The organism is Flexivirga oryzae (genome assembly GCF_014190805.1).
GTDB lineage: Bacteria > Actinomycetota > Actinomycetes > Actinomycetales > Dermatophilaceae > Flexivirga > Flexivirga oryzae.
In genome coordinates, this window is the sequence record NZ_JACHVQ010000001.1 from 1,390,867 (window position 1) to 1,414,281 (window position 23,415).

Sequence of the window (23,415 nt, forward strand, 5' to 3'; positions counted from 1 at the left end):
GCGGGGCGGGGCGTCCCGGCATACGGTGGCGCGCGGCGACCGGTCCGCGCCGCGTGAAAAGATCGCGGCATGCTTCGTTGGTTGACTGCAGGTGAATCCCACGGGCCGGAGCTGACCGCCGTGATCGACGGGCTCCCGGCCGGGATCACCATCAGCGCGCAAGACCTCGCCGATGCGCTCGCGCGGCGCCGGCTCGGGTACGGGCGTGGCGCCCGGATGAAGTTCGAGCAGGACAAGGTGTCCTTCAACGGCGGTGTCCGGCACGGCAGCACCCTGGGCTCGCCGGTCGCGATCACCATCGTCAACACCGAGTGGCCCAAGTGGCAGGTCGTGATGAGCCCCGAGGCGATCGACCCGGAGGCGCTCGCGGCGGCCGCGGACGTGGGTGCGTCCGGTGAGATCGCCCGCAACCGGCCGCTGACCCGGCCACGCCCGGGACATGCCGATCTGGTGGGCATGCAGAAGTACGGCTTCGACGAGGCCCGTCCCGTGCTGGAGCGCGCGTCGGCCCGGGAGACCGCAGCACGGGTCGCGCTCGGCCGGGTGGCCGCGGCGTTCCTGGAGCAGGCGCTCGGGATCCGGCTGGTCTCGCACACGGTCGCGATCGGCGGCGAGGAGGTCGCCGACGACGCACCGCTGCCCGGCCCGGACGATGTCGCCGAACTCGACGCCGACCCGGTGCGCAGCCTGGATGCGGACGGTTCGGCCCGGATGGTCGCCGTCATCGATGCGGCGAAGAAGGACGGCGACACCCTCGGCGGGGTCGTCGAGGTGCTCGCGTACGGCGTCCCGCCGGGACTCGGGTCCCACGTGCACGGGGACCGGCGGCTGGACTCCCAGCTCGCCGGTGCACTGATGGGGATCCAGGCGATCAAGGGCGTCGAGGTCGGCGACGGATTCCGCACCGCCGCGCGCCGCGGGTCGGCTGCGCACGACGAGATCGTCCGCGAGGAGGGCCGGATCCGCCGCGAGACCAACCGTGCCGGCGGCACCGAGGGCGGTATGTCGACCGGCGAGGTGCTGCGCGTGCGCGCGGCGATGAAGCCGATCTCGACGGTGCCGCGTGCGTTGCGGACCGTCGACGTGTCGACCGGGGAGGAGGCCACCGCCATACATCAACGGTCCGACGTGTGCGCCGTGCCGGCGGCCGGAGTCGTCGCCGAGGCGATGGTCGCGCTGGTGCTGGCCAAGGCGGCACTGGAGAAGTTCGGCGGCGACAGCGTCGCCGAGGTCGCGCGCAACCATGCGTCATACCTTGCCGCCATCCCGGAGCTGCTTCGATGACCCCGGCGAGCGGCGGGCCGGTGGTGCTGCTCATCGGCCCGCCCGGGTCCGGCAAGACCACGGTCGGGGAGCTGGTCGCGAAGGCCCTCGAGGTGCCGTTCGTCGACACCGACCAGGTGATCGAGGCCGAGCAGGGTCGGCGGATCGCGGAGATCTTCGTCGAGGACGGCGAACCGCACTTCCGTGAGCTGGAGGCGGAAGCGGTCGCCCGCGCGACGACCTGGGACGGCGTCGTCGCGGTCGGTGGCGGCGCGCCGATGACCGAGTCGACGGCCGCCCTGCTGGAGTCGCTGCCCGTGGTCTTCCTGGACGTGACGATCGCCGACGCGGCGGTCCGGGTCGGCTTCTCCACGGCTCGTCCGCTGCTGGCGGTGAACCCCCGCGCGACCTGGACGCGGCTGATGGCCGAGCGCCGCCCGACCTACGAGCGGTTGGCGACCTGGGTGGTCGACACCGAGGGCCGGGTCGCCGAGGATGTCGCGGCCGAGGTCGTGGCTAAGGTGAATCATGAGTAATGCCAATGTGATCCGGGTCGGTGACGACTACGACGTGGTGATCGGCAACGGCGTGTTGGACCAGGTGGTCGCCGCGGTGCCGGACGGCGCCCAACGGGTCCTCGTCGTGCATGCACCGGTGATGGCCGACGCCGCGGCAACGATCGCCGCCGCGGCCACCGCCGCGGGGCTGGAGCCCTTCGTCGAGTCGTTGCCCGACGCCGAGGCCGCCAAGACGGCCGACGTGGCGATCCGGCTCTGGTCGGTGCTCGCCGAGGCCGGGTTCACCAGGACCGACGCGGTGATCGCACTCGGCGGTGGCGCGACGACCGACCTGGGCGGTTTCGTCGCGGCGACCTGGTTGCGCGGGGTGCCGGTGGTGCAGGTCCCCAGCACGGTGCTCGGGATGGTCGACGCCGCCGTCGGCGGCAAGACCGGCATCAACATCCCCGAGGGCAAGAACCTCGTCGGGTCGTTCCATCCGCCCGCTGCGGTGATCTGCGACCTCGACCTGCTGCACACCCTGCCCCGGGCCGATCTGGTGGCCGGACTCGCCGAGGTGGTCAAGTGCGGCTTCATCGCCGACCCGCGGATCCTGGAGCTGGCGGCGGATCCGGACGCGGCGCTCGACGTGCAGGGCGCGGTGCTGCCCGAACTCGTGGCCCGTGCGGTGCAGGTCAAGGCCGATGTGGTGTCCGCGGACCTGCGCGAGGCCGGGCTGCGGGAGATCCTGAACTACGGACACACCTTCGCGCACGCGGTCGAGCAGGTCTCCGGCTTCAGCTGGCGGCACGGCGACGCCGTCGCGCTCGGGATGGTGTATGTCGCGGAGCTGTCCCGTCGGGCCGGCCTCATCGACGACGCCCTGGTCGCGCGGCACCGGCGGGCGCTGCAGACGGTCGGTCTGCCCACGTCATACAGCATCGACGGGGACGTCGACGAGCGCTGGCGCGCGCTACGGGCGGCGATGGGTCGTGACAAGAAGACCCGGGGCTCCACGCTGCGCTTCGTGGCGCTGACCGACGTCGCGGCGCCGACCCGGCTCGTCGGCCCGGACGAGGACCTGTTGCGAGAGGCGTTCGACGCCGTACGGTCGTGAGTATGAACGTGTCTGCGGTCCTTGCCGACATCACCACATTGCACGTGGATGCCGTTGTCAATGCTGCGAATTCGTCGCTGATGGGCGGCGGGGGAGTCGACGGTGCGATCCACCGGGCGGGTGGCCGCACGATCCTGGAGGAGTGCCGGCAACTGCGCGAGACCCGCTACCCCGACGGATTGCCGACCGGTCAGGCGGTGGCGACCACCGCCGGTGAACTGCCCGCACGGTGGGTGATCCACACGGTGGGTCCGGTCCACTCCCGGCAGGAGGACCGCTCCGCGCTGCTCGCCGGGTGCTACCGCAACTCGTTGCGCGTGGCGGACGAGGTGGGTGCACGGACCATCGCGTTCCCGGCGATCTCGGCGGGCATCTTCGGCTGGCCCATGGACGACGCGGCACGCATCGCGGTGCGGACCGTGCAGGGGACCGAGACCTCCGTGGCCGAGGTCACGTTCGCACTGTTCGGGGCCGACGCCCTGGCGCTGTTCGAGGCGCAACTGGCGGGCGCGTGACCGGAGCACCGGCCGTCGACCGGTAGACTGGAGCCTCCCGCCACTTTGCGCGGCTGCCCCACGCCCGGATCCGTAGCCCGTGTCGCCGTGGCGCGGCATACATCCGTCAGCGCCGCAGGCGCACGTCGACTCATATTTCTGAGCGCCCCCGGGCGCCCAACCGAAGGAGAAAGCAGAACGTGGCATCAACCAACGACCTGAAGAACGGCCTGGTGCTCAACATCGAAGGCCAGCTGTGGTCCGTGGTCGAGTTCCAGCACGTCAAGCCCGGCAAGGGTCCGGCGTTCGTCCGGACCAAGCTGAAGAACGTCCTGTCCGGCAAGACCGTCGACCGGACCTTCAACGCCGGCGTGAAGGTGGAGACCGCCAACGTCGACCGCTCCGACATGCAGTACCTCTACAACGACGGAACCGACTACATCTTCATGGACACCAAGACCTACGACCAGCTGCCGATCCCGGCCGACGTCGTCGGTAAGGCGGCCGACTACCTGCTGGAGAACCAGGAAGCCATCGTCGCCCAGCACGACGGCACCGTCCTGTATGTCGAACTGCCCGCCTCCGTGGTGCTCGAGATCAGCCACACCGAGCCCGGCCTGCAGGGTGACCGCTCGTCCGGCGGCACCAAGCCCGCAACGCTGGAGACCGGCGCCGAGATCCAGGTGCCGCTCTTCCTGGAGACCGGCACCAAGGTCAAGGTCGACACCCGGGACGGTTCCTACCTGGGCCGCGTCAGCTGATGAACACCCCACGAAGTTCTCCGCTCGTACCTCGCTCCGATACTTCGCGGGGACCCCGTTCGTGAGCACCCCAGCGCGGCGCGGGTCGCGCAGCAAGGCCCGCAAGAAGGCGCTCGACCTGCTCTTCGAGGCCGAACAGCGCGGTGTCAACGCCCGGGAGCTCGTCGACCAGCGGGTTGCCGAGCCGACGACGCAGACGCCGCTGCCGGACTACACCGTGCAGATCGTGCGTGGCGTCGTCGAGCACTGGGCCGCGATCAATGACGCGTTGCAGACCTACAGCAGCAGCGACTGGCCGCCGGAGCGGATGCCCGCCGTCGACCGGGCGCTGCTGCGGTCGGCGACCTGGGAGCTGGTCTGGAGCGACGTCGACTCCCCGGTGGTGATCTCCGAGGCCGTGAAGCTCGCCCAGGAGCTGTCCACGGACAGTTCGCCGAAATTCGTCAACGGCCTGCTCGACAAGATCGCCGGCGTCAAACAGTCGCTGGTCTGACGGAGCCGAAGCGGCATCGGGTGAGTCCCACTGCGTATGACGAGAGCCGCCCAGGCACCGGTCTCCTCGACCGGTCCGGACCACGCACCGGCTGACGCCGGTAGCGGACTGCCGGATTCCGACCGCTCACCGCGCCCGCGGTGGGCGGTCGTCGACGTTCTGCGTGGCGTCGCGATCGTCGCAGTCGTCGCCTTCCACACCACCTGGGACCTCGGCGATCTCGGGCTGATCTCGTGGCGGATCAGCGCGCACTGGTCGGGCAAGGTGATCGCGCACGCGATCGCGGGCACCTTCCTGGTGCTGGTCGGCGTCTCGCTGGTGCTGGCCCACCGGCGGGGGATCCGCTGGGCGGCGTTCTGGCGCCGGGAGCTCAAACTCGTGGCGCTGGCACTGCTGATCACCGGCGTCAGCCTGGTCTACCAGCCCCGGGAGGTCGTGACCTTCGGGATCCTGCACTCCATCGCGGTCGCCTCGGTGCTGGTCCTGCCGTCCGTCCGGGCCCACCGGGCCGTGCCGTGGGCGCTCGCAGTCGTCGCACTCGCGCTGCCGTGGCTGGTGCACCTGCCCGGCCGCTCGCCGTGGGTCTCCTGGACCGGTCTCGCCGACGGCACGCAGCCGGCGCTGGACTGGCAGCCGGTGCTGCCGTGGCTCGCGCTGGCCTTCGCCGGGGTCGGGATGATGCGGTGGCTGCTGGACGCGGCGGGCAACGGGCACGAGGAAGTGGCGACAGTAGCGGGTGGCTCGGGGTTGTCCGGGGTTTCGGGCGAGGAAGTGGCGACGGAAGCGGGTTGGTCGCGGATGCGGGCCTGGCGTCCCGCGTCGGCTCCGGTGCGCTCGCTGGCCGCGGCGGGGCGGCATACCCTCGCGATCTACCTGGTCCACCAGCCGGTCGTGTATGGCGCCCTCTGGCTGATCAACGAGTTCCGCACCTGAACCACCCCCACGCCGAGGGGACACGAAACAGACCGAGAGGACACGAAACGGCGCTCCGGAGCGCGGGATTCCGGCGAGTTTTCGTGTCCGCTCGGCGCGTTGTTGTCCTGTCGGTGCACTTGGTGTCCGGTCCGGGGGCGAGGTCGGGTGCCGTGGGGTGGTGCCCGGTGCGTGGACGTGGTGCGGGTCACAGCGGGTCTGGCGGTAACCTTGCCTCGTTCGACATCCTTTAACGATTCCGTCCGGTGAGGCGGCGAAGGAGGTCTACGACGCATGGAGCGTCCTGACTCAGCTGTACCCAGGCCCGACGCCGACCCGGCCGGCCGCATTGTTCTCACTTCTTCCGACATCTCCCGCGCCCTGCGCCGCATCGCGCACGAGATCATCGAGCACAACAAGGGTGTGCAGGATCTCGTCGTGCTCGGCATCCCGACGCGCGGCGAGGTGCTCGCGCAGCGCATCGTGACCCTGCTCGGAGAGATCGAGGGCGCCGACGTGCCCGTCGGCTCGCTCGACGTCACGATGTACCGCGACGACCTGCGCAGCCAGCCGACCCGCGCGGTCGGGAACACCTCGATCCCCGAAGGCGGCGTCGACGGGCACACCGTGGTCCTCGTGGACGACGTGCTGTACTCCGGCCGCACCGTGCGGGCCGCGCTCGACGCCCTCGGCGATCTCGGCCGCCCGCGCGCAGTGCGGCTCGCGGTGCTGGTCGACCGTGGCCACCGCGAGCTACCGATCCGGGCCGACCACGTGGGCAAGAACCTCCCCACGGCGCGCGCCGAACGGGTCAGCGTCCGGCTGTCCGAGCACGACGGCGTCGAGGAAGTCCGCATCGCCACACCTCACGAAGCACTTCACGGGGACGCCGAGGAGACCTCATGAAGCACCTGTTGTCAGCGGCCGACCTGAGCCGCGACGAGGCCGAGCAGATCCTGGCAACGGCCGCCCAGATGCACGACGTACAGCGGCGGGAGGTCAAGAAGCTGCCGGTGCTGCGCGGGCGCACCGTGGTGAACCTGTTCTTCGAGGATTCGACCCGCACCCGATCGTCCTTCGAGATCGCCGGCAAGTGGCTGTCGGCGGACGTCATCAACGTCTCGGCGAAGGGCTCCTCGGTCAGCAAGGGTGAGTCGCTGCGCGACACGGTGATGACGGTCGCGGCCATGGGGGTCGATGCGCTGGTCATCCGGCACCATGCGAGCGGTGCACCGTCGCAGGTCACCCAGTGGGTGGATGCCGCCGTCGTGAATGCCGGCGACGGCACCCACGAGCACCCCACCCAGGCCCTGCTCGACGCCTACACGATGCGCTCGAAGCTCGGCGACCTCGCGGGCCGGCGGGTCGGCATCATCGGCGACCTGACCCACTCACGGGTCGTGCGCAGCAACCTGATCCTGTTGCGCACCCTGGGCGCGGAGGTCACGCTGGTGGCGCCGCCGACGCTGATGCCCAGCGGCATCGCGGACTGGGCCGGCGCGGCAGGGTTCTCGTACTCCTACGACTTCGACGAGGTGCTGCCCGAGCTGGACGCGGCGATGATGCTGCGCGTCCAGAAGGAGCGTATGACGGGAGGCTTCTTCCCCACGCCGCGCGAATACACCGTCGGGTACGGCCTGACGCGAGAACGCCTCCGAGCCTTGCCCGAACACGCGGTCATCTGTCACCCGGGGCCGATGAACCGGGGGCTGGAGATCACCGCCGACGCGGCCGACGAAGCACGATCGCTGATCCTCGACCAGGTCTCGGCCGGGGTCGCGGTGCGGATGAGCGTGCTGTACCACCTGCTCGGAGGGGCGGAACAAGCATGAGTGAGAGCTATCTGATCAAGGGCGCCGACCTGCTCGGTGCGGGCCGGCAGGACGTGCTGGTCGACGACGGCGTGATCACCGAGGTCGGCCGGGTCACCGCGAAGGGCGCAACCGTCATCGACGCGGACGGGTTGGTCGCGCTGCCGGGCCTCGTCGACCTGCACACGCACCTGCGGGAGCCGGGCAGGGAGGACGCCGAGACGGTCGCGACAGGTTCCGCCGCGGCGGCGGCCGGCGGTTACACCGCGATCCTCGCGATGGCGAACACCAGCCCGGTGACGGACACGGCGGAAGCCGCCGAGCGGGTCTTCGACCTCGGCCGCGCCCGCGGACTGGTCGACGTCCAGCCGATCGGCGCGGTCTCCAAGGGTCTCGCGGGTGAGGAGCTCGCCGAGCTCGGCCTGATGGCACGCAGCCGCGCCGCCGTCCGGGTCTTCTCCGACGACGGGCACTGCGTGCACGACGCACGGTTGATGCGCCGGGCGCTGGAATACGTCAAGGCCTTCGGCGGTGTGGTGTCACAGCACGCCCAGGAGCCACGGCTCGCCGACAAGAGCGCGTGCTGCCACGAGGGCGAGCTGTCGGGTCGGCTCGGGCTCCCGGGCTGGCCGGGAGTGGCCGAAGAGGTGATCGTGGCGCGCGACGTGATGCTGGCGCGGCACACCGGCTCCCGGGTGCATGTCGCCCACGTGTCGACGGCCGGCTCCGTCGAAGTGATCCGCTGGGCCAAGTCGCAGGGGATCGCGGTGACGGCAGAGGTCACCCCGCACCACCTGATGCTCGACACGACCAAGCTGACGTCATACGACCCCACCTACAAGGTCAACCCGCCGCTGCGTCCGGCCGAGGACATCGCCGAGCTGCGAAAAGCCTTGGCGGACGGCACGATCGACGCGGTGGCCACCGACCACGCCCCGCATGCGCGGCACGACAAGGAGCATGCTTTCGCCGAGGCCGCGTTCGGAATGCTCGGCCTCGAGCAGGCGCTCCAGGTCGTCAACACCGTGATGGTGCAGCCGGGTCTGCTGACCTGGGCACAGGTCGCGGAGGTCATGTCCGTGACGCCGGCCCGGATCGCGGGGCTCACCGGGCACGGCCGCCCGCTCGAGGCGGGCGAACCGGCCAACCTCACCCTGATCGACCCGGCGGCGACGGTCACGGTCGATGGCGCCGCATCCCACTCGCTGTCGCGCAACAACCCGTGGCACGACATGACCCTCACCGGCGCGGTGCAGACCACCCTGCTGCGCGGCCGACCCACGCTTCTCGACCAGGAGGTTTCGCAATGACCGCAACCATCGACCCACTCACCGGGCGCGGTCGTGCGACCCTCGTCCTCGAGGACGGCACCGCCTTCGCCGGGTTGGCGTACGGCGCCATCGGGGAAACCTTCGGCGAGGCCGTCTTCTCCACCGGGATGACCGGTTACCAGGAGACGCTGACCGACCCCAGCTACCACCGGCAGGTCGTCGTGATGACCGCCCCACATGTGGGCAACACCGGTGTCAATGATGAGGATCCGGAGTCCAAGCGCATCTGGGTCAGCGGTTATGTCGTCCGGGACCCCGCGCTGCGGCCCTCCAACTGGCGCTCCCAGCGCAGCCTGGAGGACGAGTTGGCCGAGCAGGGTGTCGTCGGCATCTGCGACATCGACACCCGGGCACTGACCCGGCACCTGCGCGAGTCCGGGGCAATGCGGGTCGGCATCTTCTCCCGGACCGACGCGTCCGCGGACGCTCTCGCCCAGCGGGTGCGTGAACAGCCGGAGATGGCCGGCTCCGAGCTGGCGTCCGAGGTCAGCACCGACGAGGCCTACGTCGTGCCGGCTCAGGGTGAGAAGCGTTTCACCGTCGCCGCCGTCGATCTGGGCATCAAGGCGATGACGCCGCACCGGATGGCCGAGCGAGGCATCGAGGTCCATGTCCTTCCGGCGGACTGCACGTTCGAGCAGATCCAGGCGGTGCACCCGGACGGCGTGTTCTTCTCCAACGGCCCGGGTGACCCGTCGACCGCCCCGCAGGTGACCGTGCTGCAGCAGGTCCTCGAAGCCGGGATCCCGTTCTTCGGGATCTGTTTCGGCAACCAGTTGCTGGGCCGCGCACTCGGATTCGGCACCTACAAGCTGAAGTACGGCCACCGGGGTATCAACCAGCCGGTGCTGGACCGCACGACGAACAAGGTCGAGGTCACCGCGCACAACCACGGCTTCGCCGTCGACGCGCCGCGGGACGGCGAGCCGGTCCAGGCGCCCGCGGGGGAGCAGTTCGGCCGGGTGCGCGTCTCGCACATCGGCCTCAACGACAATGTGGTTGAAGGTCTGGAATGCCTTGACATACCAGCATTTTCGGTTCAATACCATCCCGAGGCGGCAGCCGGGCCGCACGATGCGGCATACCTCTTCGACCGGTTCGTGGAGCTGATGACGTCCCAGAAGGAGAGCAACTGACCATGCCGAAGAGGAACGACATCAAGAGCGTTTTGGTCATCGGTTCCGGTCCGATCGTCATCGGTCAGGCATGCGAGTTCGACTATTCGGGGACACAGGCCTGCCGGGTGCTGCGCGAGGAGGGACTGCGCGTCATCCTGGTCAACTCCAACCCGGCGACGATCATGACCGACCCGGAGTTCGCGGACGCGACCTACGTCGAGCCGATCACCCCTGAGGTGGTCGAGACGATCATCGCCAAGGAACGCCCGGACGCCGTGCTCGCGACCCTCGGCGGCCAGACGGCGCTGACCACCGCGATCGCGCTGCAGGATGCCGGTGTCCTGGAGAAGTACGGCTGCCCGCTCATCGGCGCGAGCTTCGAGGCCATTCAGCTCGGTGAGAACCGCGAGCTGTTCAAGGGAGTGGTCGATCACGTCGGCGCCGAGTCCGCGCGGTCCTACATCTGCCACACCATGGATGAATGTCTCTCCGCAGCAGAGGAACTCGGTTATCCGATGGTCGTGCGGCCGTCCTTCACCATGGGTGGCCTCGGCTCCGGATTCGCCTGGAACGAGGAGGATCTTCTCCGCATGGCAGGGTCTGGTCTGCACGACTCTCCCACCCACGAGGTGCTCCTGGAGGAGTCGATCCTGGGGTGGAAGGAGTACGAGCTGGAGATCATGCGCGACCGCGCCGACAACGTGGTCGTCGTCTGTTCGATCGAGAATCTCGACCCGATGGGTGTGCACACCGGTGACTCCATCACCGTCGCACCCGCACTGACCCTGACCGATCGTGAGTACCAGAAGATGCGTGACATCGGTATAGCGGTCATCCGCGAGGTCGGTGTCGAGACCGGTGGCTGCAACATCCAGTTCGCCGTCAACCCGGAGGACGGCCGGATCATCGTCATCGAGATGAACCCGCGCGTGTCTCGGTCATCCGCATTGGCTTCCAAGGCAACGGGTTTCCCGATCGCCAAGATCGCCGCGAAGATGGCGATCGGCTACACGCTGGACGAGGTGCCGAACGACATCACGCGGGAGACGCCGGCCAGTTTCGAGCCGACGCTCGACTACGTGGTGGTGAAGGTCCCGCGTTTCGCGTTCGAGAAGTTCCCGGCCGCCGACCCGACCCTCACCACGACGATGAAGTCGGTCGGCGAGGCCATGGCGATCGGCCGCAATTTCACCGAGGCACTGCAGAAGGCGCTGCGGTCGCTGGAGCGCAATGGGGCGACATTCCACTGGGATCCCGACAACGCACCGAGCCGGCAGATGGGCGAAGCCCTGCTGGAACAGGCCGGCACGCCGACGGATGGCCGGATCGTGTTGGTGCAGCAGGCTCTTCGTGCGGGATTGAGCGTCGAGGAGGTGCACGAAGGGACCAAGATCGACCCGTGGTTCCTCGATCAGATCCAATTGATCAACAAGGTCGCAGGGATCATCGCCGACGCCGATCAGCTCACGCCTGAGCTGCTGCAGCTGGCCAAGCGTCATGGATTCTCCGATGCCCAGATCGCCCAGCTGGCACGTATGCCGGAGGCGGTCGTCCGGGGTCTGCGTTATGCCCTCGGGGTGCGCCCTGTCTACAAGACGGTGGACACCTGCGCCGCCGAGTTCGCCGCACAGACGCCGTACTACTACTCCAGTTATGACCAGGAGTCGGAGGTGTTGCCGCGTGAGCGGCCCGCGGTGATCATCCTCGGCTCGGGCCCCAACCGGATCGGCCAGGGTGTCGAGTTCGACTACTCGTGCGTGCACGCGTCGTTCGCATTGCAGGACAAGGGTTTCGACACCATCATGATCAACTGCAACCCGGAGACGGTGTCGACCGACTACGACACTTCCAGCCGGCTCTACTTCGAGCCGTTGACGCTGGAGGACGTGCTCGAGGTCGTCCATGCCGAGCAGCAGGCCGGCCCCATCGCGGGCGTCATCGTGCAGCTCGGCGGCCAGACGCCACTCGGCCTGGCCCAGGCGCTCAAGGATGCCGGGGTCCCGATCGTCGGCACCTCGCCGGAGGCGATCGACCTCGCCGAGGACCGCGGTGCGTTCGGTCGTGTGCTCGCGGAGGCGGAGCTGCCGTCGCCGAAGCACGGCACGGCATACAGCGTCGACGAGGCACTCGTCGTCGCGCGGGAGATCGGCTACCCGGTCCTGGTGCGGCCGTCCTACGTGCTCGGCGGTCGCGGCATGGAGATCGTGTATGACGACGAGACGCTGACCGACTACGTCAGCCGGGCGACCCGCGCCTCCAGCGATCACCCGGTCCTGGTCGACCGGTTCCTGGACGATGCCGTCGAGATCGACGTGGACGCGTTGTTCGACGGCACCGACATGTACCTCGGCGGCATCATGGAGCACATCGAGGAGGCGGGCATCCATTCCGGTGACTCGGCCTGCACCCTGCCGCCGGTGACCCTGGGCGCGCAGGAGATCGAGCGGGTGCGGACCTCGACACGCCTGCTGGCCGAGGGCGTCGGTGTCCGCGGTCTGATCAACGTGCAGTACGCGCTCGCGCACGACACCCTCTATGTGCTGGAGGCGAATCCTCGTGCCAGCCGGACGGTTCCGTTCGTGGCGAAGTCGACCGGCGTGCCCCTGGCCAAGGCTGCGGCACGGGTCATGCTCGGCGAGTCGATCCAGGAGCTTCGCGACGACGGTCTGCTGCCGCTCGCCGGTGACGGCGGCATGCTGCCGCCGGACTCGGCGATCGCGGTCAAGGAAGCGGTGCTGCCGTTCAAGCGCTTCCGGACGCGCGAGGGACAGGTCGTGGACAGTCTGCTCGGGCCGGAGATGCGCTCGACCGGCGAGGTCATGGGTTTCGACGACGACTTCGGTGCCGCGTTCGCCAAGAGCCAGCTCAGCTCGGTGACCGGACTGCCTCGCGAGGGCTGCATCTTCGTGTCGGTCGCCAACCGCGACAAGCGGGCGATGATCTTCCCGGTGAAGCGACTGGCCGACCTCGGTTTCGACATACTGGCCACGACCGGAACGGCCGATGTGTTGCGCCGCAACGGGATCGAAGCGCAGATTGTCCGCAAGCACAGCGAGGGCACCGGCGCGAACGGTGAGCCGACCATCGTCGACCGCATCCTGGACGGGGAGGTCGCGATGGTGGTCAACACCCCGTCGGGACAGGGCGCGCGCGAGGACGGCTACGCCATCCGCGCGGCGACGACCAGCATGGACCGGCCGATCATCACGACGGTGCAGCAGCTCGCGGCCGCGGTGCAGGGCATCGAGGCCCAGCTGGCCGGGCCGTTCAAGGTGAAACCGCTGCAGGACCATGCCAAGGATCTCGACCTCTACGGCAGGTCGCTGGGATGAGCGAGGGTGATCGGATGAGCGACGACATCGAGCCTTTCGGCATCCGACTCGGTGCCGCGGTCGAGGCGCACGGCCCGGTGTGTGCCGGGATCGACCCGCACCCTTCGCTGCTGGAGGCGTGGGACCTGCCGGTGTCGGTGAAGGGCCTGCGGCGTTTCGCCGAGATCGCCGTCGAGGCGTTCGGCGGCGAGGTGGCGCTGGTCAAGCCGCAGAGTGCGTTCTTCGAGCGCTTCGGCGCCGCCGGGATCGAGATCCTGGAGGATGTCCTTGCCGGGCTGCGCGAGATGGGGACGCTGAGCCTGCTCGACGTCAAACGAGGTGACATCGGCTCGACCATGCTCGCCTACGCACAGGCCTACCTCGACGACTCGTCGACGCTTCGTGCCGATGCGATCACTGTCAGCCCGTTCCTCGGGCTTGGTTCACTGGCACCGGCTTTCGATCTTGCTCGACGGACCGGGCGCGGAGTCTTCGTGCTGGCGATGACGTCGAATCCCGAGGGCGCGTCCGTGCAGCACGCGGTGTGGGACGGCGACACGGTGGGCGGCGCCATCATCGATGCGGTGTCCGAGCTGAACGCCCTGGCGCCTGCCGACGGCTTCGGTGACGTGGGCATGGTGGTGGGTGCAACCGTCGGCAAGGACATTGCCGACCTCGGCCTCACCGAGCGGCTGGTCCAGTCGCGTGCGCCGCTGCTCGCGCCGGGCGTGGGGGCACAGGGCGCGACCGTCGGTGACGTCGGGCGGGGTTTCGGCGTTGCCGCGTCGCTGGTGCTGCCCGCGACGTCCCGGGCGGTCCTGTCCGCCGGCCCGGACGTCGCAGCGCTGCGCGCAGCGCTGTCCGCGGTGCAGGAGGAGGCCTCCGGCCTGCGTCTGCGGGTCGAGCAGTGACGCACGAGACGGTCTGATCTACTACCCGACGTAGTAGAATGATGGCGTGCCGACGGAGTCGAGGCTACGCTCACGGAGACGTTGGTCGGCAGCGAAGGAATGAGTGCTGATGATCCTTGTCGGGTATGACGGTTCACAACAATCCACTGCGGCGGTTCGCTGGGCCGCACATGCGGCCCTGCGGCGGCAGGAACCCCTGCAGATCCTCTCGGCGGTCCCGATGCCGGTGGTCTACGGCAGCGAGTTCCTCCCGGCGAGTGCCATCCAGGAGTTCGCCGAGGAGGCCTCCAAGGTCGCCGCCGACGGTGCGCGAGTCGCCCGCGAGGAAGGCGTCACCGAGGTGGAATCCCTTGGCGTCTCGGCGAACCCGGCCAATGCGCTGGTCGAGGCGTCGTCGGACGCTTCACTCGTGGTCGTGGGTAACCGAGGGCATCACCAGCTGGTCGAGACGATGCTCGGTTCGGTGGGCCACGCGGTGTCGGCGCACGCGGCGTGCCCGGTGGTCGTCGTCCGCGGCGTCGGAGTGGACCCGCTGGCGCGCGTGGTCGTCGCGTATGACGCATCGGAGCCGGCGCAACGGGCCGTCGAGTTCGCGGCGGCAGCGGCCGCCGCATCGGGTGCGTCCTTGCACATCGTCGGCGCCTGGGACGATCCGGCGATGACCTACGGTCTGCCGTCGATCGGCGACGTCAACGACATCGCGGAGGCCGTCAACGACGACCTGCAGGCCGCGCGCAGCACCGTCCTCGCCCGGCACGCAGACCTGATGGTGACCACCGAGGTCACCCGCGGGCAGGCAGCGGTCGAGATCGCCCGCATCGCCGAGGATGCCGGACTCCTGGTGGCCGGGAGCCGTGGACGTGGCGGTTTCCGGTCGCTGCTACTGGGCTCGGTGAGCCGCCGGCTGCTCGCGACCGCACCCTGCCCGGTCGCGGTGGTGCGCTGAGCGCCGGTCGCCGGCTCAGCCGCGCAGGTGCTTGAGCGCCTCCCGGCGCGACAGTGGGCTGAGCTGCTCGTGATCGGCGACGAACCGGCGCACCCACTCCGGCTCCTGCCGGGCGTACTCCCGCAGCGCCCAGCCGATCGCCTTGCGGATGAAGAACTCCCGGTCCGCCTGGTTCGCCTCGATCACCTCGGTCAGCAACCGTGCGTCGACCCGGTTCCGCCGGCCCAGCTGGCTGATGATCGCCAACCGGCGCAACCACATGTCGTCGTGAACGCTCCAGCGGCGCACGATCCCGGCGGTATGACGAGGCTGCGCATCGTGCAGCTCCGCGATGCGGTGCGCGGTCTCGTCGACGACGTCCCACCAGGCGCCGGCGACCGCGAAATGCTCGTGCAGACCGGTCAGCTCGCGCCGGCCGCGGGCGAGCGGCATACCGACCAGCGCGAGGGCGGCATACCACTCCTCGCGGTGCGTTGCCCGATCGAACAGGGTGCGGGCGGCGTCCGCGAGCTCAGCGAGATCCGCGGGCGGCAGCTGCCTCGCGGCGGCACGCGTCAGCGTCCGCACCCGCGGCACCCGCACCCCGTAGTACGGCAGCGCCGACTTCATGTACGCCTGCATACCCGGTGCGAGCCCCGGGTCGGCGGCCCGGGCCAGCTCCGCACGGATCAGCGCGACCAGGCTGTCGGTCACGGGTCAGCGACGCCGGCCGAACAGGAAGTAGGCGGCAGGCAGCAACCCGGCGGAGTTGACGACCGGAAGTGCGACCGCCCATGCCACCTTCGGGCCGCGCACCGCATCGGCCGGGCGGCGAGCGAGGTCGATGACCGCGGCCGTCTTGGCCGCGGTGTCGATCGCTGCCGCTGCCACCGCGAGCCGTCGCTGCAGCGGGGAGAGGGCACGCCACTTCTGGGTGAGGCGCGCCGGAGCGCGGGTGTCGACGAGGTCCGCGGTGCCTCGATTGTCGGAAGCCATCCCTCACGGTAACCGCTCGACATGACACCCCTCGTTGCCGAACCGCGCGGACAGTCGCTAGGTTCGCTGGAGTGCGGGTCGAACCGCACGGACACCGAGTTCCTCCCATCGGACACACGCAGGAGAAAGACACGTGGCCCTACCGCAATTGACGCCGGAACAGCGCGCTGAGGCACTCGCCAAGGCGGCAGCGGCGCGACGAGAACGGGCCGAGGTCAAGAACCGCCTGAAGTATGCCCAGGGTTCGCTGCGCGAGGTGATCGACGCGGGCAAGGACAACGAGGTCATCGGCAAGATGAAGGTTTCCGCCCTGCTGGAGTCGCTGCCGGGGGTCGGCCGGGTCCGGGCCCGGCAGATCATGGCCGAGATCGGCATCGCGGAGACCCGCCGGGTGCGGGGGCTGGGCGCCAACCAGGTGCAGCGGCTGCTGGAACACTTTGAGCAGGACGGGGATTCGTGACCGCAGCGGCGCAACCCGACAGCGGTCAGGAGACCGCTCCGAAGAACTGCGCTCCGTTGGTCGTACTCGCCGGTCCGACCGCCGTCGGCAAGGGCACCGTGTCGGCATACATCCGTGAGCACTACCCTGAGGTCTGGCTGTCGGTCTCGGCGACCACGCGGCCGGCCCGCCCGGGGGAGGTCGACGGCAAGCACTACCACTTCATCAGCCAGCAGCGGTTCGACCGGATGGTTGCCGAGGGCGAGTTCCTCGAGCACGCGGTCGTCCACGGCCGGGCCAGTTACGGCACGCCCCGCGGGCCGGTGCTGCGAGCCGCAGCCGAGGGAAAACTGCCGTTGCTGGAGATCGACCTGCAGGGCGCGCGACAGGTCCGGGAGCAGATGCCGGAGGCCTACTTCGTGTTCCTGGCACCGCCCAGCTGGGACGAACTCGTGCGGCGACTGGTCGGGCGGGGCACCGAAAGCGCGGCCGAGAGGGAGGTCCGGCTGGCCACCGCCCGCCGGGAGCTGGCGGCCCAGGAGGAGTTCGACACGACCATCGTCAACGACGATGTTCGGCGTGCGGCCGAGGAACTCGTACAATTGATGCAGCAGCATGTCTGCGCCGCCCCGGGTGGCGCTCGTGCTGACGGTCAAACACCCACCAACTAGAAGCGAGATTTTCTTCGTGTCTGGCACCAAGGCTGCCCCCGAGGGCATCACCAACCCGCCGATCGACGACCTGCTGCAGGTCGCCGACTCCAAGTACGCGCTGGTCATCTACGGCGCCAAGCGGGCGCGGCAGATCAACGCCTACTACTCGCAGCTGTCCGAAGGCCTGCTGGAGTATGTCGGGCCGCTCGTCGACAGCCAGGTCAACGACAAGCCGCTGTCGATCGCGCTGCGTGAGATCAACGATGGACTGCTGTCGATCGAGCAGGTCGAAGCCTAAGTCTCCCCGCTCCATGCGCATCGTTCTCGGCGTCAGCGGGGGTATCGCCGCCTACAAGGCATGCCTGCTGCTGCGCCGGTTCACCGAGTCGGGTCACGACGTCACCGTCGTCCCGACCGCGTCCGCACTCAACTTCGTCGGGGCGCCCACCTGGTCCGCGCTGTCCGGCAAACCCGTCGCCGACGACGTCTGGACCCGGGTCGAGGAGGTTCCGCACGTCCGGCTCGGCAAACAGGCCGACCTCGTCGTGGTGGCACCGGCCACCGCCGACCTGATCGCGAAGGCGGCACACGGCCTGGCCGACGACCTGCTGACCAACACCCTGCTGACCGCCCGCTGCCCGGTCGTCATCGCGCCCGCGATGCACACCGAGATGTGGCTGCACCCGGCGACCGTCGCCAACGTCGCAACGCTGCGCGAACGCGGCGTGCACGTCATGGACCCGGCGTCGGGGCGGCTCACCGGTGCCGACACCGGCCCCGGCCGGCTGCGGGAACCCGCCGAGATCGCCTCCTACGCACTGGGTTTGGTACAGCCCGCCGAGGGGTCGCTGAGTGGCCGGCACGTCGTGGTCTCCGCCGGCGGCACCCGGGAGCCGATCGACCCGGTGCGTTTCATCGGCAACCGGTCGAGCGGGAAGCAGGGTTACGCGCTGGCTGCCGTCGCCGCGCGGCGCGGTGCGCGCGTCACCCTGGTCAGCGCCAATGCCGCGCTTGCCGTCCCGGACGGTGTCGACCTCGTCGAGGTCGAGACGACCGTCCAGCTGCAGGAGGCCGTGACCGCTGCGGGCAAGGACGCGGACGCGGTCGTCATGGCGGCGGCGCCGGCGGACTACCGCTCTGCGGCATACACCGACCACAAGATCAAGAAGACCGGGAGCGGCGACGACCTCGTGCTGCAACTGGTCGAGAACCCCGACATCGTCAAGGGGCTGGTGGCGGCGCGCGGCGCGGCCACCGCACCGGTCATCGTCAGTTTCGCGGCCGAGACCGGTGACGCCACCGGCTCGGTCATGGACCATGCGCGTGCCAAGTTCGCGCGCAAGGGCAGTGATCTGCAGGTGGTCAACGAGGTCGGGCCGGGTGTGACGTTCGGCCAGGACGAGGCCGTCATACACATCCTGAGCCGTGCGGGCGACGAGACCACGGTGGGTCCGGCCGACAAAGTGACGTTGGCCGCAGCCATCTGGGACGCCGTCGAGCACCAGTTGGAAACCGTCTAAGATCCGAAGCGGTCCTGCGACATCGCCGGGCCAGCCAGCAGCCGCTGCACACGAAGGAGCAACCTGTGGCCCGTCTCTTCACCTCGGAATCCGTGACCGAGGGGCACCCCGACAAGATCTGCGACCAGATCAGCGACTCCATCCTGGACGCCATGCTCGCCGAGGACCCGGGATCCCGGGTCGCGGTCGAGACCATGGTCACCACCGGTCTGGTGCACGTCGCAGGTGAGGTGCGCACCCAGAGCTACGTCCCGATCGCCAAGCTCGTCCGGGACACCATCGTCGACGTCGGGTACGACTCCTCCCTCAAGGGCTTCGACGGCCGCACCTGCGGCGTGTCGATCTCGATCGGCGACCAGTCGGTGGACATCGCCCAGGGCGTCGACACCGCGCACGAGCACCGCACCGAGGGGGGCACCGAGCAGCGTGACTCCCAGGGCGCCGGTGACCAGGGCCTGATGTTCGGGTACGCGTGCTCCGACACCGCCGAGCTGATGCCGCTGCCGATCTTCCTGGCCCACCGCCTCTCCGAGCGGCTGACCAGCGTGCGCAAGAGCGGCGAACTCGCCTACCTGCGCCCGGACGGCAAGACCCAGGTCACCATCGCCTACGACGGTGACAAGGCGGTCCGGCTGGACACCGTGGTGCTGTCCACCCAGCACGCCCCGAACATCTCGCTGGAGGGCATGCTCGAGCCGGACATCGACGAGCACGTGATCCGGCCGGTGCTCGAGGAGCTCGCGGCCAGCGGCAACTCGCTGGACACCTCGGCCTACCGCAAGCTGATCAACCCGACCGGCAAGTTCGAGATCGGTGGCCCGATGGGTGATGCCGGTCTGACCGGCCGCAAGATCATTGTCGACACCTACGGCGGTATGGCGCGCCACGGCGGCGGCGCCTTCTCCGGCAAGGACCCGTCGAAGGTGGACCGCTCGGCGGCATACGCCACCCGGTGGGTGGCCAAGAACGTCGTGGCCGCGGGTCTGGCCGACCGGTGCGAGGTGCAGGTCGCCTACGCGATCGGCAAGGCACAGCCGGTGGGCCTGTATGTCGAGACCTTCGGCACCGAGACCAAGCCGCTGGAGCAGATCGAGAAGGCCATCACCACCGTCTTCGATCTGCGCCCCGCTGCCATCGTCGAGGAGCTGGACCTGCTGCGCCCGATCTACAGGGCGACTGCGGCATACGGTCACTTCGGCCGCACCAAGGCGGACGGCGTCGAGAACGCCTTCACCTGGGAGCGCACCGACAAGGTCGACGCGCTGCGCAGCGCGCTCTAGCCTTCCCGGCCGACAGGCCTACTTATCGCCCAGAGGCTCAGTAGTTCGAGCGGATTCGCCCGGTTTCCGCCCGAATTACTGGGCCTCTGGGTGCGTTTCTGAGCCTGTCGGCGGAATGGGGGAAGGGTGGGGGAGGTGCTGGCCAGCGGCCGGGGGAGGTATGGCGTCGGCGTGTCCGACACGTCGCGTATAAACAGGGGCATGCAGCCGTCCGACGAGCCGCCCGCACCGGCCACTCCCGAGCAGTTGCACCTGCTGCACGCGGCGGCGCCGAGGGTCGTCGCGGAGCGGGTGCGTGCGGAGCCGGACGAGCCTGCGGTGCCGCAGCCGGTCGCGCGCGTGGTGCTCGACGTGTCGCTGGCGCACCTGGACCGGCCGTTCGAATACGCGGTGCCGGCCGACCTCGCTCAGAGCGCCCGTCCCGGGGTGCGGGTGAAGGTGCGCTTCGCCGGCAAGGACGTGTCGGGTTTCGTCGTCGACCGGGTGGACGAACCCGAGCACACCGGCAAGCTGACGCCGCTGCGCCGGGTCGTCAGCCCCGAGCCGGTGCTCACGGCGTCCGTGCTGGCCGCCGCCCGCACGATCGCCGACCACTACGCGGGGCCCCTGGCCGATGTGCTGCGACTCGCGGTGCCACCGCGGCACGCCGCCGCCGAGAAGGCGCTCGACGCCAAACCGGTGACGGAGCCGGCACGGCCCGGCGGCGAGGATTCGACCGCCTGGCAACGCTATCCGGCCGGCGACGCCTTCCTGCGTCGTCTGGCCGCCGGCGACGACCCGGCCGCGTCCTGGCTCGCGGCGCCGACGGTCGATCCCGACCAGGACTGGCCGGCCGCGCTCGCCCACGCCGCCCGCGCAACGCTGCACGGCGGGCGTGGTGCGGTGCTCGTCGTGCCCGACCACCGGGACCTGGACCGGCTCGAGGCGGCGGTGATCGCCGCGCTGGGCGAGGGCCGACACGTGCGGCTGACCGCCGAGCAGGGTCCGCAGGCCCGCTACACCGCCTGGCTGAAGGCACTGCGCGGTCACGTCCGGTGCGTCATCGGCACCCGCGCCGCGGCCTGGGCGCCGGTGCGGGACCTGGGGCTGCTGGCGTGCTGGGACGACGGGGACGACCTACTGGCCGAGCCGCGCTCGCCATACCCGCAGACCCGTGAGGTGCTGCGCGTGCGCGCCGGCCGGGAGCGTGCCGCGCTGCTGCTCGGCGGGTTCGCCCGCTCGGTGCCCGTCCAACGCTGGCTGGCGACCGGCACGGTCCGCGACGTCAGCGCGCGGACCGCCCCGGGCTCCGTCCCGCGGGTCGTGGTGGCCGGCGACGAACGTGAGGTGGAGCGGGCCGGCGCCGCGGCACACGCGCACCTGCCACCGGTGGCCTGGTCCACCGCCCACGCCGCCCTGGCTGACGGCCCGGTGCTGGTGCAGGTGCCACGGCGCGGCTACCTGCCGACGCTGCGATGCGGCCAGTGCCGGCAGATCGCCCGGTGCGGCGCCTGCCACGGACCGCTCGGACTGACCGCGCCGACGGCCCCGGCGAGCTGCCGCTGGTGCGGGCGGCAGGCGAGCCCCTGGCGCTGCCCCGAGTGCTACGGCACCGCCCTGCGCGCGGCCGTCGTCGGGGCACGACGCACCGCCGAGGAGCTCGGGCGGGCCTTCCCCGGCACCACGGTGCTGCGGTCCGGGGCCGGGGAGGTGCTCGGTCACGTCGGCCCGGAGCCGAAGCTGGTGATCGCCACGCCGGGAGCCGAGCCGGTCGCCGAGACGGGGTATGCCGCAACGCTGCTGCTGGACGCCTGGGCGTTGCTGGACCGCTCGGCACTGGACGCCGGGGAGGAGACGCTGCGGCGGTGGCTCGCCGCGGCCGCACTCACCCGGCCGGCGGCGCGGGGCGGCGCCGTGGTCGTCTGCGGCGCGGCCTCCGGTGTCACCCTGCCGCCGGTGGAGGCGCTCGCCCGCTGGGCACCAGCCACCTTCGCTGAGCGCGAGCTGGCCGCGCGCCGCGAGCTGGACCTACCGCCCGCGTCCTGGATGGCGTTGGTGACCGGGGACGCGGCCGACCTGGGCGCGTTCGCGGACGCGGCACGGCACGCCCTCGACGACAGCATCCCGCTGGAGCGCATCGGACCCATGCCCGCTCCGGGTGGCGGCGAGGGGACGGCGCTGCTGCTGCGGACCGCGCTCCCGCACGCCCCGGCGGCTTCCCGGGCGGTCGCTGCCGCCCGTGCGGTGCGCAGCGCACGCAAGCTGCCGGGCACCGTGACGGTCCGGGTCGATCCGAGCGGCGCGCTGCTCTGAGTCGCCGTCACGAGACCTTGCCCCGGCAACGGGCCGACGCGCCGATATCGCTAGTGTCTGAGTGATGAATTCGCAGCAAGTGCTGACCGCAGAGGACCCGAACCTGAAGCCGTCACCGGTCGACGCCGTCGTCTTCGACCTCGGCAACGTGCTGATCGACTGGGACCCCCGGCCGGCGATCGCAGCGGGTGTCGGTGACGAGCGTGCCGAGGCGTTCCTCACCGGCGGGGAGTTCGACTTCGGCGCCTGGAACCACGCGCAGGACGCGGGCCGCACGTTCGCCGACGGTGAGGCCGCCGCAACGGCGCAGTTCCCGCACCTCGCGGACGAGATCCGTTCCTACCGAGCCAATTTCGGCGAGTCGCTGCGCGCGCCGATCGACGGCACGGTCGCCATACTCAAGCAGTTGCACGCCGCGCAGATCCCACTGCTCGCGCTCACCAACTGGTCCGCGGAGACGTTCCCGGTCGCGCTCGACAAGTTCGACTTCCTCGACCTCTTCGACGACATCATCGTCTCCGGCGAGGAGGGCGTCGCCAAGCCCGACCCGGAGATCTTCGAGGAACTCGCCGACCGGGTGCGCCACCTGGGCAGCCTCGACGACTGCATCTTCATCGACGACAAGCTGGCCAACGTGCAGGCGGCCACCCTCGCGGGCCTGGACGCGATCGAGTTCACCACCCCGGAGGAGCTGCGCGCCGACCTGTTGGTGCGCGGGCTCCCGGTCGAACGGTAGGAGCCGGTATGTCGATCACGCCCATCCGGCTCTACGGTGACCCCGTCCTGCGCACCCCGGCCGCACCGGTCACGACCTTCGACAAGGAGCTGCGCACCCTCGTCGCCGACCTGACCGAGACGATGATGGATGCACCCGGTGCCGGGCTGGCCGCTCCACAGCTCGGTGTGGGGCTGCGGGTGTTCACCTATTACGTCGACGGCGTGCTCGGACACCTCGTCAACCCCGACCTGGATCTGTCCGGCGAGCTCGAGACCGACGACGAGGGGTGCCTGTCGATCCCCGCGTTCTCCTGGCCGACGCCCCGGTCGGTTTCCGTGGTCGCTCGTGGGTTCGACATGTATGGCGAGCCGCTCACCCTCGAGGGCAGCCATCTGCTGGCCCGCTGCATCCAGCACGAGACCGACCACCTGGACGGCATCCTCTTCATCGACCGGCTCGACAAGGAGCAGCGCAGGCTCGCGCTCAAGGAGATCCGCAACGCGGAGTGGGCCGGCCTGCCCGGGCCGATCGTCAGGGACAGTCCGCACGCCAACCCGTCGTACGGGGCCTGAC

Annotated in this window: 24 protein-coding genes; 22 read left to right on the plus strand and 2 right to left on the minus strand. The window is 70.1% G+C overall.

What is annotated here, in order from left to right:
* The first annotated feature begins 69 nt into the window (after positions 1–69).
* From aroC to FHU39_RS06455, 14 genes are all read left to right on the plus strand, one after another.
* On the plus strand, positions 70–1,284 hold the full coding sequence (gene aroC / locus FHU39_RS06390) for a chorismate synthase (protein ID WP_183319576.1): 1,215 nt from the start codon (positions 70–72) through the stop codon (positions 1,282–1,284).
* Entirely contained in the window at positions 1,281–1,799 is a 519-nt protein-coding gene (locus FHU39_RS06395; protein WP_183319577.1) for a shikimate kinase, read from the plus strand. The genes aroC and FHU39_RS06395 overlap by 4 nt, the downstream gene beginning before the upstream one ends.
* On the plus strand, positions 1,792–2,877 hold the full coding sequence (gene aroB, locus FHU39_RS06400) for a 3-dehydroquinate synthase (protein ID WP_183319578.1): 1,086 nt from the start codon (positions 1,792–1,794) through the stop codon (positions 2,875–2,877). Before FHU39_RS06395 ends, aroB begins: the two co-directional genes overlap by 8 nt.
* Positions 2,878–2,879: 2 nt before the next feature.
* A complete protein-coding gene (locus FHU39_RS06405) occupies positions 2,880–3,392 on the plus strand; it encodes an O-acetyl-ADP-ribose deacetylase (protein WP_183319579.1) in 513 nt (170 codons plus the stop codon).
* A 179-nt stretch (positions 3,393–3,571) separates the two neighbouring features.
* Positions 3,572–4,132 carry an elongation factor P gene (efp, locus tag FHU39_RS06410; RefSeq protein WP_183319580.1) on the plus strand — a complete coding sequence of 187 codons (561 nt, stop codon included), beginning with the start codon at positions 3,572–3,574 and terminating at the stop codon, positions 4,130–4,132.
* A gap of 61 nt (positions 4,133–4,193) precedes the next feature.
* Positions 4,194–4,625 (plus strand): transcription antitermination factor NusB, encoded by a 432-nt coding sequence (gene nusB / locus FHU39_RS06415; protein ID WP_183319581.1) that lies wholly within the window; start codon positions 4,194–4,196, stop codon positions 4,623–4,625.
* A 36-nt stretch (positions 4,626–4,661) separates the two neighbouring features.
* The gene (locus FHU39_RS06420; protein WP_183319582.1) at positions 4,662–5,558 is read left to right on the plus strand and encodes an acetyltransferase domain-containing protein; all 897 of its coding nucleotides are present in this window, start codon (positions 4,662–4,664) and stop codon (positions 5,556–5,558) included.
* A gap of 273 nt (positions 5,559–5,831) precedes the next feature.
* A complete protein-coding gene (pyrR, locus tag FHU39_RS06425) occupies positions 5,832–6,443 on the plus strand; it encodes a bifunctional pyr operon transcriptional regulator/uracil phosphoribosyltransferase PyrR (protein WP_183319583.1) in 612 nt (203 codons plus the stop codon).
* The gene (locus FHU39_RS06430; RefSeq protein WP_183319584.1) at positions 6,440–7,369 is read left to right on the plus strand and encodes an aspartate carbamoyltransferase catalytic subunit; all 930 of its coding nucleotides are present in this window, start codon (positions 6,440–6,442) and stop codon (positions 7,367–7,369) included. The genes pyrR and FHU39_RS06430 overlap by 4 nt, the downstream gene beginning before the upstream one ends.
* The gene (locus FHU39_RS06435; RefSeq protein WP_183319585.1) at positions 7,366–8,658 is read left to right on the plus strand and encodes a dihydroorotase; all 1,293 of its coding nucleotides are present in this window, start codon (positions 7,366–7,368) and stop codon (positions 8,656–8,658) included. Before FHU39_RS06430 ends, FHU39_RS06435 begins: the two co-directional genes overlap by 4 nt.
* On the plus strand, positions 8,655–9,815 hold the full coding sequence (gene carA, locus FHU39_RS06440; protein WP_183319586.1) for a glutamine-hydrolyzing carbamoyl-phosphate synthase small subunit: 1,161 nt from the start codon (positions 8,655–8,657) through the stop codon (positions 9,813–9,815). The genes FHU39_RS06435 and carA overlap by 4 nt, the downstream gene beginning before the upstream one ends.
* A 2-nt stretch (positions 9,816–9,817) precedes the next feature.
* On the plus strand, positions 9,818–13,129 hold the full coding sequence (carB, locus tag FHU39_RS06445; protein WP_183319587.1) for a carbamoyl-phosphate synthase large subunit: 3,312 nt from the start codon (positions 9,818–9,820) through the stop codon (positions 13,127–13,129).
* A gap of 14 nt (positions 13,130–13,143) precedes the next feature.
* Positions 13,144–14,019, plus strand: a complete 876-nt coding sequence (pyrF, locus tag FHU39_RS06450) for an orotidine-5'-phosphate decarboxylase (RefSeq protein ID WP_183319588.1) — start codon at positions 13,144–13,146, stop codon at positions 14,017–14,019.
* Between the two features lie 109 nt (positions 14,020–14,128).
* Positions 14,129–14,965, plus strand: coding sequence for a universal stress protein (locus FHU39_RS06455; protein ID WP_183319589.1), 837 nt, complete (start codon positions 14,129–14,131; stop codon positions 14,963–14,965).
* Positions 14,966–14,980: 15 nt separating this feature from the next.
* Here the strand turns inward: FHU39_RS06455 and FHU39_RS06460 are convergent, their stop codons facing one another.
* Together FHU39_RS06460 and FHU39_RS06465 are read right to left on the minus strand one after the other, a co-directional pair.
* Positions 14,981–15,658 carry a DNA alkylation repair protein gene (locus tag FHU39_RS06460; RefSeq protein WP_183319590.1) on the minus strand — a complete coding sequence of 226 codons (678 nt, stop codon included), beginning with the start codon at positions 15,656–15,658 and terminating at the stop codon, positions 14,981–14,983.
* A 3-nt stretch (positions 15,659–15,661) separates the two neighbouring features.
* On the minus strand, positions 15,662–15,940 hold the full coding sequence (locus FHU39_RS06465) for a hypothetical protein (RefSeq protein ID WP_221185154.1): 279 nt from the start codon (positions 15,938–15,940) through the stop codon (positions 15,662–15,664).
* 133 nt (positions 15,941–16,073) lie between these two features.
* Here FHU39_RS06465 and mihF point away from each other — a divergent pair, with 133 nt between their 5' ends.
* The 8 genes from mihF to def all read left to right on the plus strand — a co-directional run bounded on the left by mihF (position 16,074) and on the right by def (position 23,414).
* Positions 16,074–16,400 carry an integration host factor, actinobacterial type gene (gene mihF / locus FHU39_RS06470; RefSeq protein ID WP_183319591.1) on the plus strand — a complete coding sequence of 109 codons (327 nt, stop codon included), beginning with the start codon at positions 16,074–16,076 and terminating at the stop codon, positions 16,398–16,400.
* On the plus strand, positions 16,397–17,050 hold the full coding sequence (gmk, locus tag FHU39_RS06475; RefSeq protein WP_183319592.1) for a guanylate kinase: 654 nt from the start codon (positions 16,397–16,399) through the stop codon (positions 17,048–17,050). The genes mihF and gmk overlap by 4 nt, the downstream gene beginning before the upstream one ends.
* Positions 17,051–17,066: 16 nt before the next feature.
* Positions 17,067–17,330: a DNA-directed RNA polymerase subunit omega gene (gene rpoZ, locus FHU39_RS06480; protein ID WP_183319593.1), complete on the plus strand. Its 264-nt coding sequence runs from the start codon at positions 17,067–17,069 to the stop codon at positions 17,328–17,330.
* A 13-nt stretch (positions 17,331–17,343) separates the two neighbouring features.
* Complete coding sequence (gene coaBC, locus FHU39_RS06485) at positions 17,344–18,552, plus strand: bifunctional phosphopantothenoylcysteine decarboxylase/phosphopantothenate--cysteine ligase CoaBC (protein WP_183319594.1); 1,209 nt, start codon at positions 17,344–17,346, stop codon at positions 18,550–18,552.
* Positions 18,553–18,617: 65 nt separating this feature from the next.
* Complete coding sequence (metK, locus tag FHU39_RS06490; protein WP_183319595.1) at positions 18,618–19,832, plus strand: methionine adenosyltransferase; 1,215 nt, start codon at positions 18,618–18,620, stop codon at positions 19,830–19,832.
* Between the two features lie 201 nt (positions 19,833–20,033).
* On the plus strand, positions 20,034–22,124 hold the full coding sequence (locus FHU39_RS06495; RefSeq protein ID WP_183319596.1) for a primosomal protein N' family DNA-binding protein: 2,091 nt from the start codon (positions 20,034–20,036) through the stop codon (positions 22,122–22,124).
* 64 nt (positions 22,125–22,188) lie between these two features.
* Complete coding sequence (locus tag FHU39_RS06500; RefSeq protein ID WP_183319597.1) at positions 22,189–22,860, plus strand: HAD family hydrolase; 672 nt, start codon at positions 22,189–22,191, stop codon at positions 22,858–22,860.
* 8 nt (positions 22,861–22,868) lie between these two features.
* Positions 22,869–23,414 (plus strand): peptide deformylase, encoded by a 546-nt coding sequence (gene def, locus FHU39_RS06505; RefSeq protein ID WP_183319598.1) that lies wholly within the window; start codon positions 22,869–22,871, stop codon positions 23,412–23,414.
* The last annotated feature ends 1 nt before the right edge of the window (position 23,415 follow it).

Bases quoted from the DNA above. Each gene is read 5' to 3' on its own strand.
- aroC (WP_183319576.1), top strand. From the start codon at position 70: ATGCTTCGTTGGTTGACTGCAGGTGAATCCCACGGGCCGGAGCTGACC.
- FHU39_RS06395 (WP_183319577.1), top strand. From the start codon at position 1,281: ATGACCCCGGCGAGCGGCGGGCCGGTGGTGCTGCTCATCGGCCCGCCC.
- aroB (WP_183319578.1), top strand. From the start codon at position 1,792: ATGAGTAATGCCAATGTGATCCGGGTCGGTGACGACTACGACGTGGTG.
- FHU39_RS06405 (WP_183319579.1), top strand. From the start codon at position 2,880: ATGAACGTGTCTGCGGTCCTTGCCGACATCACCACATTGCACGTGGAT.
- FHU39_RS06420 (WP_183319582.1), top strand. From the start codon at position 4,662: ATGACGAGAGCCGCCCAGGCACCGGTCTCCTCGACCGGTCCGGACCAC.
- pyrR (WP_183319583.1), top strand. From the start codon at position 5,832: ATGGAGCGTCCTGACTCAGCTGTACCCAGGCCCGACGCCGACCCGGCC.
- FHU39_RS06430 (WP_183319584.1), top strand. From the start codon at position 6,440: ATGAAGCACCTGTTGTCAGCGGCCGACCTGAGCCGCGACGAGGCCGAG.
- FHU39_RS06435 (WP_183319585.1), top strand. From the start codon at position 7,366: ATGAGTGAGAGCTATCTGATCAAGGGCGCCGACCTGCTCGGTGCGGGC.
- carA (WP_183319586.1), top strand. From the start codon at position 8,655: ATGACCGCAACCATCGACCCACTCACCGGGCGCGGTCGTGCGACCCTC.
- carB (WP_183319587.1), top strand. From the start codon at position 9,818: ATGCCGAAGAGGAACGACATCAAGAGCGTTTTGGTCATCGGTTCCGGT.
- pyrF (WP_183319588.1), top strand. From the start codon at position 13,144: ATGAGCGACGACATCGAGCCTTTCGGCATCCGACTCGGTGCCGCGGTC.
- FHU39_RS06455 (WP_183319589.1), top strand. From the start codon at position 14,129: ATGATCCTTGTCGGGTATGACGGTTCACAACAATCCACTGCGGCGGTT.
- FHU39_RS06465 (WP_221185154.1), bottom strand. From the start codon at position 15,940: ATGGCTTCCGACAATCGAGGCACCGCGGACCTCGTCGACACCCGCGCT.
- coaBC (WP_183319594.1), top strand. From the start codon at position 17,344: ATGCGCATCGTTCTCGGCGTCAGCGGGGGTATCGCCGCCTACAAGGCA.
- FHU39_RS06495 (WP_183319596.1), top strand. From the start codon at position 20,034: ATGCAGCCGTCCGACGAGCCGCCCGCACCGGCCACTCCCGAGCAGTTG.
- FHU39_RS06500 (WP_183319597.1), top strand. From the start codon at position 22,189: ATGAATTCGCAGCAAGTGCTGACCGCAGAGGACCCGAACCTGAAGCCG.
- def (WP_183319598.1), top strand. From the start codon at position 22,869: ATGTCGATCACGCCCATCCGGCTCTACGGTGACCCCGTCCTGCGCACC.